Below are 14,026 nucleotides of genomic sequence, written 5' to 3'. Positions count from 1 at the left end.
GACACCGACGGCGGGTTGGCGCGGTGGTCATCGTCGCGCGGCCGGGCGCGCCGCCGTTACCGCCTCGATCCTGACGGTGAGCGTCGGATGGCTGCTCGCGATCCTCGCCGCGCCACACGTCACCCTCTCGCCGGGTTGGCGGATGGTTGCCCTCTTCTGCCACCTGACCTGCCTCGTGGTGGGCTTCGGCGCGGTGCTGACGGTGGACTGGTTCAGCCTCCGTTGGCTGCTGCGCCGGGAACCGCTCGGCACCGTGCTGACCGCCGCGCGCGGTGCGCACCTGCTCATCTGGCTGGGCCTGGTGGGTCTGCTCGCCAGCGGCGCCGCCCTGGGCCCGGACACGTCGTCCGGGTTGGTCTGGGTCAAGCTGCTCGCGGTGCTGCTGGTCGGGGTCAACGGGCTGTTCCTCGGCCGGGTCCGGGAACGACTCGTCGCGGTGCGGGGCCGTCCACCCTGGTCCGCCCTGCTCCCCGGCGTCGCCGCCGCCACCCTCTCCCAGCTCGGCTGGTGGACCGCCACCCTCGTCGGTTTCTGGAACGCCAACAGCTGACGCCCACCGTCCGCCGTGCTGATCGAACTGCTGAGCTGACCGAGCTGCCGTGCTGATCGAGCTGCCGTGCTGACCGAGCTGCCGTGCTGATCGAGAACGCCCAATAAGGGTAGGCTACCCTAATCGCGACATCGGGTAGTCGACGGAGGCGGTATGAGGATCTATCTGACCGCGCTCAACCCCACCGACGCTGTCCTGGAAGGGTTCCTCCCGGCGGCGGAGTCGCTGGGGCTGTCGGCCACGGTGCTGACCGACCGGCCCACCGAATGGCCGGCGGACGCACCGGTGACGCGCTGCGCGGTCCGGGACGCGGGCGCGGTGGTCGCGGCGACGGCGTCGAACCGGCCGGTGGCGCTACTGTCCAACAGCGACCATCTCCAGGAGGCCACCGCGATCGCCGCCCGAAAGCTCGGCCTGCCCGGCAAGGACCCGGACGCCGCCCGTCTCTGCAAGGACAAGGCCGCGACCCGGCGGACCATCGCGACTGCCGGCCTCGATCTGGTCCGCACCGTCACCGTCGACCCCGGCACCGCGCCTGAGGTTTCGGCCGGGATGTTTCCGGCGGTGGTCAAACCCCGCGAGGGGGTGGCCAGCGAGGACGCGTACCTGGTGGCCGACCGACCCGAACTGGTCGCCCGGGTCGCCGAGATCCGCGGCCGGCGGCCGGACGCGGCCCTGGTGGTGGAGGAGTATCTCGCCGGCGAGGTGCGGACCTTCGAAACCCTCGGCGACGGCACGGATCTCGCCTCCCTCGGCGGGTGGCGCACCGCCCTCGGCCCGCCACCGACCTTCACCGAGGAGAGCCTTGCCTGGTCACCCCCGACCGAGCCGGCGAGCACCCAGCTGCGGGCGTGCCTCGACGCGCTCGGCGTCGGCCTCGGCGCCTGCCACACCGAGTACGTCGTCTCCGACGACGGCCGGGTCCGGCTCATCGAGGTGAACTACCGCCTCATCGGCGACCGGATGGACCTGATCCTCGCCGAACTGCTCGGCGTGCCGCTGTTCGAACACGTCATCCGGGTGCACCTCGGCGAACCGGTGGCCGCCCTCGGCCTACCCACCACCGTGGACAGGTACGCCCAGGTCGAGTACGTCTGCGCGGACCGGTCGGGCCGGCTCACCGCCGCGCCCGGCCCGCTGGACACCGGGCACGGCGAGGTCCGGCTGGGCTGCCGCCCGCTGCGCGCGGTGGGCCGCTTCGCCGAGCACACCGGCACGAACCGCGACTACCTGGCCGTGCTGCACGCGATCGGGCCGGACCGGGACAGTGTCCGGGCGTCGTTGGCAGCCTTCCGCGCCGACCTCACGTGGACCATCGTCGAGTGAGCGACGACTGCGAGCGGGAGGTGTTCACCCGGGTGCTCGACGCCCTGCTGCGCGAGGACCACCTCGGTCTGCTCAGCACCGGCCGCCCGGACGGGCCGGGCTGGTGGCAGGTGCCGCACCCCACCGGCCTGCTACGCATTCCGGTGCGGGTGGACGGCTTCCAGCAGGCCCTGCGCAGCGCCGCGCCGACGGTGCTGGTGCTGGCCGACGGCGCCACCCATCGGACGGACACCCTGGCCGGGCTGTTGACGCTGCTCGCCCCACGGGACAACGCCGAGGCGGCGGCCGGCTGGCGCGATTTCGACGCCGAGTGCCGCGCCGACCTCCGGGCCCGGCGGCTCGCCGCTCGGCACCGACCACGGGTCTTCGCCGAGGTGGCCGCCGCGCGCGCGAGCACCCCGACCGGGCTGCCGGCGGCGCTCCTGGACGACGTGCTCGCCGCCCACCACGGCCACCCCGTCTACCCCACCGACAGGTGCCGGCACGGTCTCACCGACGAAGAACTGCTCCGGTACGCCCCGGAGCACGCCCCGCGTCTCGCGCTGCGCTGGTACGCGGCCCCCGCCCGGGACGTCCGGCTCGCGGGCGAGCTGCCGTCCTGGTGGCCCCGCGCACCGCGACCGGATCAGCTACTGCTGCCCGCGCATCCGATCACCGTGGCCCGCGACGCGCTCCCGGTGACCGACCTGCCGGTGACCCCGGTGCGGCCCACCCTCTCCATGCGGACGGTGGCGCTCGACGAGGACCCGTACCTGCATCTCAAGCTGCCGCTACCCACCGCGAGCCTCGGCGCCCGCAACCGACGCACCCTGCAGCCGGGCTCGCTCGCCGACGGCGCGACGGTCGCGGCGCTGCTCGACCGGACCGCCAACGCCGAACCCGCCTTCGCCGGGCGGATCCGGCACGCCGACGAGAGCACCTGGGCGCACGTCGACGGCGACGAGCGGCGCGGCTTCCTGCTGCGCCGGTTTCCGCGTGACCTGGCCGGGGTCCAGGTGGTGCCGGTCGCGGCCCTCGCCGCGACCGATCCGGTGGCGGGCACGGTCCTGGCCCGGATCAGCCCCGACCGGCCGGAGAGACTGCTGGAGTCCTACCTGGACCTGCTGCTCGACTGGCACGTCCACCTGTGGTTACGCCACGGCATCGCCCTGGAGGCGCACCCGCAGAACATCCACCTGCTGGTGTACCCCGACGCCACGGTCGGCCTGCTCTACAAGGACAACGACGGCGCTCGACTCGACACGCGGTACGGTGGCCCGCGCGGGCTCACCCTGCACGACGACCGGATGTGGGCGCGCGATCCGCAGGAGCTGGCCGACGTGTTCATCACCATCACCCTGCACCTGGCCGCCGCCGCGCCCCTGCTCGCCCTGGCCGCCCGGGGGCTGCCGGTGCCGTCCCCCGCCGAGGCGCTGGCGCCCCGACTCGCCGCCGCCCGGGACCGGTGGGGCGACGGGCCGGCGGCACGGACCCTCACCGACCAGGTTTTGCGCGCCGCCCAGTTGCCCATCAAGGCGATGCTCACCGCCGGCACCCTGCTGCCCAAGCAGCGGCTGGGCTGCACCGACATCAACAAGTACTACCTGCGTACCGGCCCGAACTACCTCCGGGAGACACGATGACGAGCGTGCGGTTGTGCCCCCGGCCGGTCACCGCCACCGGCCAGCTCGCCGACCTGGCCGCCGCCCACGCCGTCTTCGGCTGCCTGATCCGCGAGCTCGCCCCGCCGGACGGTGCGCCGCTCGTCGTCGACGGTGCCGCCCGGGTGCTGCTGCGCCACCCGCACGTCACGCTGCGTTGCGCCGTCGCGCGGGTCGCGTCGCTCGGCGCGCACCGCTACGCCGGCCCGGTGCAGCGGATGACCGACGACGGGCGCTGGGAGGACCTGGACGCCGACGGGCTGGCCGCTCTGGTCGCGGCGGAACTCACCACCCGTACCGGCCTGGCGAACGACGAGTTCGTCGAGCAGGTCCGGGCCAGCCGGGACACCGTGGCCCGGCTGCTCGCCGAACGCCCGGCCGAGGATCCCGCCCCCACCGGCGAGCCCGCCATCGACGCGTACGTCGACTCGGAGCAGTCACTTGTCTTCGGCCACCCGCACCACCCCACCCCGAAGTGGCGCAGCGGCGACCCGGACCACTGGCGGGCGTACGCGCCGGAGTTGCGTACCTCGTTCCGGCTGCGCTGGCTCGCCGTACCGCAGGATCTGGTCGCCGGCGTCGGGCCGTTCGACGCGCTGGTGGCCGCCCTCGACCCGCCCCGGCCCCCACGCGGGCACCGCGTCCTGCCGGTGCATCCGTGGCAGCTGTCACTGCTCCCGCCGACCCACCCCGGGCTGCGTGACCTGGGGGAGGCCGGCGTGCCGGTGCGGCCGACGGCAAGCGTCCGCACCCTCTACGCCCCGGCGGCCGACCTGTTCGTCAAGACCAGCCTGCACGTGCGGATCACCAACTGCCTGCGCAAGAACGCCAGGTACGAACTGACCGGCGCGGTCGCCCTGACGGACCTGCTGGCCCGGGTGCCGCTGCCGGACGGGGTCGGGCTGCTCGCCGAGCCCGCCTACCGCACTGTCGACGTCCCCGGCCCGGACGAGGCGTACGGGACGATCCTGCGCACCGGCCTGCGCCCGCACCTGCGACCCGGGGACACCCCGATCCTCGCGGCGGCGCTGGCCGCCGAGCCGCTGGCGACACCGGACCCGGTGGCCTGGTGGCGGGCGTACGTGGAGTTGCTGGTGCCGGCGGTGCTGCGCTGCTGGCTCAGCCACGGCGTGGTGCACGAGGCGCACCTGCAGAACGTGGTCGTCGTGCTCGACCCCGACCGCCGACCGGTACGCATGTTGCTGCGCGACCTGGAGGGGGTGAAGCTCGCCGCCGACAGGTGGGCCACCTGGCCGGACGGCGTTCCGGCGCAGGTCCGCTACGGCCCCTCGGACGCCCGCCACCGGATCGTCTACTGCCTGTTCGTCAACCACCTCGGTGGCATCAGCGGAGCCCTCGCCGACGCGCGGCCGGGCATCGAACGGCGGCTGTGGCAGGAGCTGCGGGCCGTCGTCGAGGCGATCGCCGCCGACCTCGACGACCCGCCCGAGCTGCGCGCGCTGCTCGACGGCGAGCCGCTTGTGGCGAAGGCCAACCTCCTGGTGCGCTGGCGACGCGACGCGGACCGGGCCGCGCCGTTCGTGCCGGTGCCCAACCCGATGGGCCGGGCCCGGTGACCCGCCCGGTCTACGTCCACGACCTCGACGCGCTGGCGGCACACGCCGCAGCCATCCGGGCGGCGCTGCCCCGGCCGGTCGAGCTGCTCTACGCGGTGAAGGCCAACCCGGACCCGGGTGTACTGCGGACCCTCGCCCCGGTCGTGGACGGGTTCGAGGCCGCGAGCCGGGGCGAGCTGCGGAGACTGGCCGAGGTGCTGCCGGGCCGCGCCCCCGCCGCGTACGCCGGGCCGGGCAAGACCGACGCGGACCTCGCCGCCGCGCTGGCCGCCGGAGTCCGCCGCGTCCACGTCGAGTCTCCCGCCGAGCTGCGGCGACTCGGCGCGCTGGCCGCCGCCTCGGGCCGGTCCGCCCAGGTGCTGCTCCGGGTGAACCTGCCGGTCGACGCGCCCGGCGCGAGCCTGCTCATGGGCGGCGGGCCCAGCCCGTTCGGCATGGACCCGGCCGACGCGGTGGAGTGTGCCCGCCGCCCGCCCGCCGGCATCGACGTACGCGGAGTCCACGCGCATCTGGCCAGCGGGCTGGACGCCCCGCTCGCCGGCGCGGTCGCCGCCGCCGTGGTCGAGTGGGCGGTCACCGCGGTCGGTGCCGTCGAGGTCGACGTCGGCGGGGGGATGGCCGTCGACTACGCCGACCCGGCCGCACGATTCGACTGGGTCGGCTACGGCCGGGCGCTGGCCGACGTCCTCGACGCGCATCCCGGGGTGCGGCTGCGTATCGAGCCGGGCCGGTCGGTCACCGTCTACTGCGGGGCGTACCTCACCGAGGTCATCGACGTGAAGCGCTCCCACGGCGAGTGGTTCGCGGTGGTGGCCGGCGGCACCCACCACCTGCGCACGCCTGCGGCGAAGGGACACCCGCAGCCGTTCACCGTGCACCGGCGGCGCGGGTCCGACGTGGCGCGCACCGACGGCGGGCCGGTCACCGTGGTCGGGCAGCTCTGCACCCCGAAGGACGTCCTGTCCTCCTCGGCCACCGCCGGGCCGATCGGCGTGGGTGACGTGCTGGCCTTCGCCATGGCCGGCGCGTACGCCTGGAACATCAGCCACCGGGACTTCCTGCTGCACGAACCGCCGCTCTTCCGCACCGGTGACCCGCTTCGGGTGGCCGCCGAATGGGCTGCCCGAGACGACGCGGTCGTGCTGCGGAGTTCGTAGGGCACGCCGCTGGGGGGACGCGTCAACGAGCGATCGCGGCTGGTTTCTGGCACCGTGGATACGGCGCGACGTGTTGCCGAGTTGCCGGTGACGGCCGTATCGAGGGGGTTACGTGGACTTCACGCTGTCGACGCGGCAGGGGCGGATCGGCACCGTGGTGGAGGTCGCCGGTGACCTCGACATGAGCACCACGCCCGAGCTGCGGGACCAACTGCGTCAGCTGGTGGAGAGCGGCGTGCAGGTGGTGGTGGTCGACCTGAGCGGCGTCGGTTTCCTGGACTCCAGTGGCCTGGGCACGCTCGTGGTCGCCTACAAGGACCTGCGGGAGCGGGGCGGCTCGCTCTCCCTGGCCGGGGTCGGTCGCTCGGTGCGCACGGTGCTGTCGATCACCTCGGTGGACCGCGTCATCGACGTCTTCGACACCGTGGACGACGCCGAGGAGGCGGCGCGGGTGGTGTCGTGACCGCAGCCACTAGGGGAAGGTGCTGGCGCGGGCGGTGTCCGCGCCGGCGGTGCTCGAACGTGATCCGTCACCCCCGTACCAGTCGATGATGAGCAGGGTCGCGTCGTCGGCCAGGACCGGTCCGGCGATTGCCAGCACCGCGTCGGACAGCGCCCGGACCGCCTCGCGGGGATGCAGGTGGGAGATGCCGAGCAGGGCGGCGGGCAGGTCCAGGTCGGCGGCGTTGCGTTCGCGCATCCCGTCGGTGACGATGACCAGCCGGTCGCCCGGCCGCAGGGGCACCAGCCCGCTGCGGTAGCCCTCGTCGGGAAACATGCCGAGCGGGAAGTTGGCGGGCAACTCCAGCGGCGTGGCCCGGCCGTCCCGGACCAGCATCGGCGGGACGTGCCCGGCGTTGAGCAACTCGCACCGACCGGTGGCCAGGTCGATGCGGCCCAGCACGGCTGTCACGTAGGCCCCGCGTACGTTCGCGTGCTCGGCGACGGCCCGGTTTGCTCCCTCGGCCTGTGCGATCAGGCTGTCGCCGCGGCGGCGGGTGTTGCGCAGGCTACCCACGCCGAGGGTGGCGGTCAGCGCGCTGGCCACGCCGTGGCCCATCGCGTCGGTGACGCTGACGTGCAGCACGTCGCGGGCCACGCTGTAGTCGAAGGTGTCCCCGCCGACGCTGGCGGCGGGCTCCAGCCAGCCGGAGAGCGCGAACGAGCCGGCCTCGCAGGTGAACGAGGCGGGCAGCAGGCGGCGTTGGATCTCGGCGGAGAGCGTGAACGGGGTGCTGCGTTGCCCCCATTCGAACAGGTCGGTGTGCCGGCGGTTGGCGATGACCACGAACGCCAGCGCGTGTGCGGTGCGAGTGATCTCCGCGATCGCGGCGGTGTCCGGCTCGTCGGGCAGGCCTATTTCCAGCAGGCCGATGGCCTCGCCGCGCTCGGTGACGGGTGCGAGCACCGTCCAGTGGCCGTCTCCGGGGAGCACGAGCGTGCTCTGCTGGCGCAGCGCCTGCTCGTAGGGCCCACCGTCGAACGGAAAGACCTCGGCGGCCTCCGTGCCCTGACGCCGACCGGGGCGGCCGGTGATCGGCTGGTGGGTCAGCCGGACCAGTGCCCGGCCGCTGAGGTCGGCGATGAGCAGCGAGACGTCGAGCGCGTCCAGCGCCGTGGCGATGGTGCCGGTGACGGCCTCGACGGCCTCGACCGGAGCGGCCTCCTCGGCTGACTGGAGCATCCCGGCCAGCACGGCCTGATCGTTGTCCTCCACCCGTCGAGCATAGGCAACCAACGGAGGCGCCGACATGGTCTGCCAGCGGCGCGGCTCGGCGGCGAAACCGGGTGGTTCCGCCGCCGAGCCGGATCTACCGTTGCTGTCCCGCGACGTTCGCCGGGTTCAGCTGCGGCTCCATCGTTGGTTGGCCGCGCCGTTGCAGTCCCAGATCTGGATGCGCGTGCCGTTGGCCGTGCCGCTGCTGACCACGTCCAGGCACCGGCCCGAACCAACGCCGGTGATCGAGCCGTTGGCGTTTACCGTCCACCGCTGGTTGGACTGGCCGTTGCAGTCCCAAATGATCACCGAGCTGCCGTTCGCGGTGCCGGCGCCGTTGACGTCGAGACACTTTCCGCCGAAGACGCGCAGCTCCCCGGCGGCGGTCGCGGTCCAGCTCTGGTTGCTCTGGCCGTGGCAATCCCAGATGATCGCCGCCGCGCCGTTGGTCTGCGAGGCGCCGTTGACGTCCAGGCACCGCCCGGAGGACGCGTTACGCAGGGCCGACGTGCCGCCCGGTGGCGGAGTGGTCGGGCTGGAGGTGGGCGACGTGGTGGGTGACGTGGTCGGGGTCGGCGTCGGGTCGGTGCTGCCGAACTGGGTGAAGAACCTCCACACCTCGCCCTTGGTCCAGGTCCGGGCGCCGCTCTCGCCGCCGCCGTCCACCGGGCCGGGGCCGTGCCCACCGTCGAAGGCGGCCCACACCACCGGGTAGCCGGCTCGGCAGCCGGAGTAGGTGGTGATGACGTGGGTCTGGCTGCCCGCTCGTGGCTCGGGCGGGTTCTGCGCGGTGCACCCGTTGTTCCGGACGAACCTGTCCCGCAGGGACCGTCCGGCGGAGATGTTCAGCACCGGGTCCCCGATGCCGTGGATCCCCATGTACGCGATCGGCTGGGTGCCGCCGCTGCAGCCGCTGAGCTGCCCGCCCGAGTAGACCGCGACGGCCCGGAAGACTGTCGCCCGGGAACAGGCGAGCGAGTAGCTCATGCCTCCGCCGTAACTGAAGCCGAGCGCGAAGAGCTGCGTGGTGTCGACGCACAGGTCCGCCTCGATCAGGCTGATCATGTTGTCGACGAACGTGACGTCCTGGCCGTTGGGGTTGGCCCAGCCGTTGCCGTTGCCCTGGGGGGCGACGAAGATGGTGCTGTTGTTCGCCTGCTGCCGCAGCCCGTAGTAGGACCAGGCCGCCCCGTCCGACCCGCCACCGTCGACGTCGCCTGCGGTGCCGCCGTTCCAGTGGAATCCGAAGATCAACCGGTACGGGTGGTTCCGGTCGTAGTTGTCCGGGATCCGCAGGATGAAGCTACGGTTCTGGCCGCTGCTCTGGATGGTCCGCTGACCGCTTGTCAACGTGGGTGCCTTGCCGCACCCGGCGGTCGCCGCGGCCGGGGCGATGTCCGCGGCCGACGCGGTGGTGCCCAGGCCGCCGGCCAGTGCCCCCGCGCTCACGGTCACGACGACAGCCGCGGCCGTTGCCAACAGGCCAAGGATGGGTCTACGTCTTGTCACGATGGGGCTCCTGCCACTCGACACGAACTGACTGAGACGCACGGTTGGCCTCGCCGCCCACGCGGGACCAGGTGGTCGTCGAATCGTCGGCGGCCGACACCGTGGATGCCCGACACCTTCGACCGGTCGCCCCCGGTTGGTGCCGGGGCCCCGACTCGGCCTCGAATCGATTCGACCCGACGCTAGATCGGACAGTGAAGTATGTCAATGCTGTGTCCGGCAGGTTGCGAGCACGGAGGGGAATTCTGGGGGTAGGGCCTACCCCACCGACAGCCCTCCCGCTCACTGGCTGTCATCCGGGCGGGCCACTTCATAGCGTTACGGGAGAGTCATTAAACACAACTCCTGATGCTCCGGAGGTGGCCAATGAACCCTTCCATCGAAGACCCGATTGCCAGGAATCGGGCACCGTCCAACAAGCCCACTCGGATCGTCGACGTCGACGCGTTGCGCGCCGCGGCGCTGCTCCTCATCCTGATCGTCAACATCGCCTTCTTCGCCTCCGGCTACGCCTTCCAGTTGGTTCCGGATCCCGCGCACGACTCGTGGGGTGACCAGGCGGTCGTGTGGCTGGTCGAGGCGCTCTTCGCGATGAAGGCGTATCTGCTCTTCTCCTTTCTGTTCGGCTACAGCTTCACGCTCCAGCTCGATTCCGCCGCACGGCGAAACGTCGACTTCGCACCACGATTCCGGCGACGACTGGCCGGGCTCTTCGTGATCGGCATCCTGCACGCGGTGCTGCTGTTCCACGGCGACATCCTGACCACGTACGCATTGCTCGGTCTGGTCCTTTTCGCCATGCGGCGAGTCAGCGTCGGGACCGCGGTGCGTATCGCCGTACTGGTGACCGGCGGGATCGGCTTCGTCCTCGCGCTCGCCGCCACGGGCGGGGTGGAGCTGGTCACCGATCCGGCGACGGCACTCGCGGCCGGGCAGAGGTCGACCGAGGCACTGCAGGGTGGGCTCGGCTCGGTGATCGCCGAGCACGTACGCCAGCTGCCGGCGATGGTCGGCGCGCTCCTCGTGCAGGGGCCGCTCGCCTTCTCGGCCTTCCTCTTCGGTTACGCGGCCGGGCGACGCCGGCTACTCGCCACCGTCGGCGAGAACCGGCAGCTCCTGCGCCGGGTGCAGCAGGTGGGCTATCCGATCGGCCTGGCCGGTGGCGTGATCTTCGCTTCGGGCGGGGGCACCGCCAACCTGACCGGTCTGACGGCGGGCGTGCTCACCGCGCCTCTGCTCGCGGCGGCGTACGCGGCCAGCCTGCTCCAGTTCTTCAGGAGCGACCGGGGGCGGCGGGTCGTCGCCGTACTCGCGCCGGCCGGCCGGATGTCCCTGTCGAACTACCTGGGTCAGTCGCTGCTCTGCGTGCTGGTGTTCACAGGCGTTGGCCTGGGCCTCGCCGGCACCGTCGCACCCGCTGTCGTCATCCTCATCGCGGTCGCGATCTACGGCGTGCAGCTCGCCGTCAGCGCGGCGTGGATGGCGCGGTTCCAGTACGGGCCGATGGAGTGGTTGTTGCGGGCCTGGACCGAGCGGCAGTGGCCACCGCTGCGCGCCGCCGACACCAGCCCGGCATTGCATCGATAGGTCTCCACGTCTTGGCAGCGAAGCGTGCCTCCGCTACCGTCCATGGGAACGCTCCCACCAACTTGGAAACGTCTATGTGACCAGGAGGCAACACGTCGTGGCTATCCTCTCCTCGCTCCGCCGCAGATCGGTAGCCACCAGCCTGGCGGCCGTCGCGGGCGCCACCGCCGTCGGCGTCTGCCTCACCGTCGGCACCGCCTCCGCCGGCACGCTGTCCGGATCGCTCTACCGCGACCCGAGTTCGGCAGTCGTCCGCTGGGTCGCCGCCAACCCCGGCGACTCGCGGGCGGCCGTCATCCGCGACAAGATCGCGAGTCAGCCCCAGGCCCGTTGGTTCGCCAACTTCAACCCCTCCACCGTGCAGTCCGAGGTGTCCGGGTTCATCGGTGCCGCCAACGCGGCACAACAGATCCCGGTGCTGGCGGTCTACGAGATCACCAACAGGGACTGCGGCGGGGCGAGCGCCGGTGGGGCGCCGGACCTCAACCAGTACCAGACGTGGGTGTCCAACTTCGCCAGGGGACTGGGCAACCAGACCGTCATCATCATCCTGGAAACCGACTCGCTCGCCCTGCTGACGTGCCTGAGCAGCGGCGAGATCAACGCGCGCAATCAGGCGATCTCGACGGCCACCCGGACCATCAAGTCGGGCAACCCCAACGCCAAGGTGTACCTCGACGCCGGTCACTCCACCTGGAACAGCGCGGGTGAGACGGCCAATCGGCTCCGGGCGGCCGGCGTGCAGTACGCCGACGGCTTCTTCAGCAACGTGTCGAACTACAACTCCACCTCCAGCGAGGCGAACTTCGGCCGGGCGGTCATCTCCGCCCTCAACGGCATGGGCCTCTCGGGCAAGCGCCAGGTCATCGACACCAGCCGTAACGGTGGCGCCAGTGGTGACTGGTGCGGTGACGACAACAGCGACAGGCGCATCGGGCAGTACCCGACGACGAACACCGGCGACAGCAACATCGACGCGTACCTCTGGGTGAAGCCGCCGGGTGAGGCGGACGGCTGCCGCTACACGGCCGGTTCGTTCCAGCCCGACCTGGCCTACAGCCTGGCCAACGGCGTTCCCAACCCGCCCACCACGGCACCCCCGACGACCGCCCCGCCGACCACGGCACCCCCGACGACCGCCCCGCCGACCACGGCGCCCCCGACCACGGCCCCGCCGACGACCGCGCCGCCGACCACGGCGCCGCCGACCACCCCGCCGCCGACCGGTAACGGTTGCTCCGCGTCGGTGGTGGTCAACCAGTGGTCCGGCGGTTTCACCGCGAGCGTGACGGTCACCGCCGGCTCCGCGGACATCAACGGCTGGACCACGACCATCACGCTGCCCAGCGGCGCGGCGGTCACCGGCGTCTGGAGCGCCCAGGCCAGCGGCACCAGCGGGACCGTCAGCTTCACGAACGTGGGCTACAACGGACGCGTCGGCGCCGGGCAGTCGACGAACTTCGGCTTCCAGGGCACCGGCACCGGCCCGGGCGCGACGGCCATCTGCGCGGCCAGCTGACCCCACTCGACGTCACGGGCCCGGCGCGGAGCACCACGCTCCGCCCCGGGCCCGTCCGCGTCGGGGCCGGCGACGGATCAGCCGGGACGGCAGCCGGCGGATGCGTCGGCTCAGGCGCTCTCGTCCACGACTCACACCTGAGCCACGGATTGTCCGACCGATGGTAGGTCGGGACGACGACTGGCGCTCTCCCGGTGTCTTCTCCGGCGGGACATCTCGTGGCCGGCGAGCAACGCGAACGCCGCGGCCGTCAGCAGGCCACCGAACAACGGGATGACGCGCACCCCGATCGTCGCCAGCAGGCCCGCGCCAATGAGCGAGCCGGCGGCGAGGCCGACGTTGAACGCGACGCTGAGGCTGGCCGACGCCATGTCGGTGGTCGACGGGGCCACCTGCATGACGCGGTGCTGGATTCCCGCGATCAGCGAGCTGAAGGACATCCCCGCCACGGCGAGCAACGGGATCGTCAGTGCCCTGCTCCCGCCGACCGCGTAGAGGCCGAGCATCGCGGCGGTGATGAGCCCGAGGAGACCCAGCACGACACCGAGCGGGAACCGGTCCAGCACCCGGCCGACCGCCCAGGTGCCGGCGACCCCGAACGAGCCCTGGACGAAGAGCAGCAGGCCGAGAGATGCGGCGGCGAACCCGCTGACGTCGAGGAGGAAGACTGTCATGTAGGTGAACGCGCCCATGGCGCCGGTGACCGCGAGGATGGTGGCGACGAGGAGCAGAACGAAGCGGTGTCGATCCGGCAGGGGCCCGACATCGCCCGCACCCTGAAGTGGCGTGACGCTCGGCAGGAGCAGGGCGACAGCGAGGCAGGTGACGAAGCCGAGGACGGCCATCGCGACGAAGGCGGCCCGCCACCCGGCCTGCCCGCCCAACCAGGTGCTCAGTGGCACGCCGAGGACCGGGCCGAGAGCGTTGCCGATCGACAGTCGAGCCACGATCCGGCCTCGGATGTGCGGAGGGAACATCGAGATCGCGACGGGGAACACCACCGCCCAGAAGACCCCGTTGGTGGTGGCGGACACCAGTCGCGCGGCGAGCAGCACCTCGTAGGAGGTCGCGAAGGCCGACACCGTCGTCGCCGCGGCGAACACACCGAGTGCGCCGGCGAGCAGCGGGCGTCGGGGCACTCGCCGAGTGACCCGGGTCAGCGGGAGCGCCACGATCATGACCACCACGGCGTACCCGGTCACCAGCAGGCCGGCCTCGGATCTGGTGCGCCCCAGGTCTGGCGCGATGAGGGTGAGCAACCCGATCGGAAGCACCTCGGTGGTGACGTAACAGAAGGTGGCGGCGGACAGTGCGGCGAGGGCATAGGCCGCGCGTCGTTGGTGCGCCATCGGCCACCTCCCAGATCCTGAACGCGGTCCAAGCCGCTCCGGTGTGATTCCAGCTAAGAGGGTTTTGACGGTAGCATAGACCGGTGGGAATCTCG

Annotated in this window: 11 protein-coding genes; 8 read left to right on the top strand and 3 right to left on the bottom strand. The window is 72.2% G+C overall.

Annotated features, from left to right (window positions below):
• Positions 1–76 precede the first annotated feature (76 nt).
• The 6 genes from ACPXBU_RS14350 to ACPXBU_RS14325 all read left to right on the top strand — a co-directional run bounded on the left by ACPXBU_RS14350 (position 77) and on the right by ACPXBU_RS14325 (position 6,713).
• Complete coding sequence (locus ACPXBU_RS14350; protein WP_425758354.1) at positions 77–550, top strand: hypothetical protein; 474 nt, start codon at positions 77–79, stop codon at positions 548–550.
• 153 nt (positions 551–703) lie between these two features.
• Entirely contained in the window at positions 704–1,876 is a 1,173-nt protein-coding gene (locus ACPXBU_RS14345; protein ID WP_425758353.1) for an ATP-grasp domain-containing protein, read from the top strand.
• Positions 1,873–3,498 (top strand): IucA/IucC family protein, encoded by a 1,626-nt coding sequence (locus tag ACPXBU_RS14340; protein WP_425758352.1) that lies wholly within the window; start codon positions 1,873–1,875, stop codon positions 3,496–3,498. The genes ACPXBU_RS14345 and ACPXBU_RS14340 overlap by 4 nt, the downstream gene beginning before the upstream one ends.
• The gene (locus ACPXBU_RS14335; protein ID WP_425758351.1) at positions 3,495–5,093 is read left to right on the top strand and encodes an IucA/IucC family protein; all 1,599 of its coding nucleotides are present in this window, start codon (positions 3,495–3,497) and stop codon (positions 5,091–5,093) included. Before ACPXBU_RS14340 ends, ACPXBU_RS14335 begins: the two co-directional genes overlap by 4 nt.
• Complete coding sequence (locus tag ACPXBU_RS14330; protein ID WP_425758350.1) at positions 5,090–6,250, top strand: alanine racemase; 1,161 nt, start codon at positions 5,090–5,092, stop codon at positions 6,248–6,250. Before ACPXBU_RS14335 ends, ACPXBU_RS14330 begins: the two co-directional genes overlap by 4 nt.
• Positions 6,251–6,362: 112 nt before the next feature.
• Positions 6,363–6,713, top strand: a complete 351-nt coding sequence (locus ACPXBU_RS14325) for an STAS domain-containing protein (RefSeq protein WP_393366008.1) — start codon at positions 6,363–6,365, stop codon at positions 6,711–6,713.
• A gap of 9 nt (positions 6,714–6,722) precedes the next feature.
• On the opposite strand, the gene ACPXBU_RS14320 is transcribed toward ACPXBU_RS14325, so the two are convergent.
• The gene (locus ACPXBU_RS14320; protein WP_425758349.1) at positions 6,723–7,967 is read right to left on the bottom strand and encodes a PP2C family protein-serine/threonine phosphatase; all 1,245 of its coding nucleotides are present in this window, start codon (positions 7,965–7,967) and stop codon (positions 6,723–6,725) included.
• A 126-nt stretch (positions 7,968–8,093) separates the two neighbouring features.
• A complete protein-coding gene (locus ACPXBU_RS14315; protein ID WP_425758348.1) occupies positions 8,094–9,476 on the bottom strand; it encodes a lectin in 1,383 nt (460 codons plus the stop codon).
• Positions 9,477–9,842: 366 nt separating this feature from the next.
• Between ACPXBU_RS14315 and ACPXBU_RS14310 the strand changes: the two genes are divergently transcribed.
• Together ACPXBU_RS14310 and ACPXBU_RS14305 are read left to right on the top strand one after the other, a co-directional pair.
• Positions 9,843–11,063: a DUF418 domain-containing protein gene (locus ACPXBU_RS14310; RefSeq protein WP_425758347.1), complete on the top strand. Its 1,221-nt coding sequence runs from the start codon at positions 9,843–9,845 to the stop codon at positions 11,061–11,063.
• Between the two features lie 97 nt (positions 11,064–11,160).
• Complete coding sequence (locus ACPXBU_RS14305; protein WP_393366015.1) at positions 11,161–12,582, top strand: glycoside hydrolase family 6 protein; 1,422 nt, start codon at positions 11,161–11,163, stop codon at positions 12,580–12,582.
• A 131-nt stretch (positions 12,583–12,713) separates the two neighbouring features.
• Here the strand turns inward: ACPXBU_RS14305 and ACPXBU_RS14300 are convergent, their stop codons facing one another.
• Positions 12,714–13,931 carry an MFS transporter gene (locus ACPXBU_RS14300; protein WP_425758346.1) on the bottom strand — a complete coding sequence of 406 codons (1,218 nt, stop codon included), beginning with the start codon at positions 13,929–13,931 and terminating at the stop codon, positions 12,714–12,716.
• Positions 13,932–14,026 lie beyond the last annotated feature (95 nt).

The organism is Micromonospora sp. DT231 (assembly GCF_049847025.1).
GTDB lineage: Bacteria > Actinomycetota > Actinomycetes > Mycobacteriales > Micromonosporaceae > Micromonospora.
This window is presented reverse-complemented; position numbering and strand designations above follow the sequence as displayed.

What these genes read in the sequence shown, in the direction of transcription:
- ACPXBU_RS14345 (WP_425758353.1), top strand. Translation starts at nt 704, where the DNA reads ATGAGGATCTATCTGACCGCGCTCAACCCCACCGACGCTGTCCTGGAA.
- ACPXBU_RS14300 (WP_425758346.1), bottom strand. Translation starts at nt 13,931, where the DNA reads ATGGCGCACCAACGACGCGCGGCCTATGCCCTCGCCGCACTGTCCGCC.
- ACPXBU_RS14310 (WP_425758347.1), top strand. Translation starts at nt 9,843, where the DNA reads ATGAACCCTTCCATCGAAGACCCGATTGCCAGGAATCGGGCACCGTCC.
- ACPXBU_RS14335 (WP_425758351.1), top strand. Translation starts at nt 3,495, where the DNA reads ATGACGAGCGTGCGGTTGTGCCCCCGGCCGGTCACCGCCACCGGCCAG.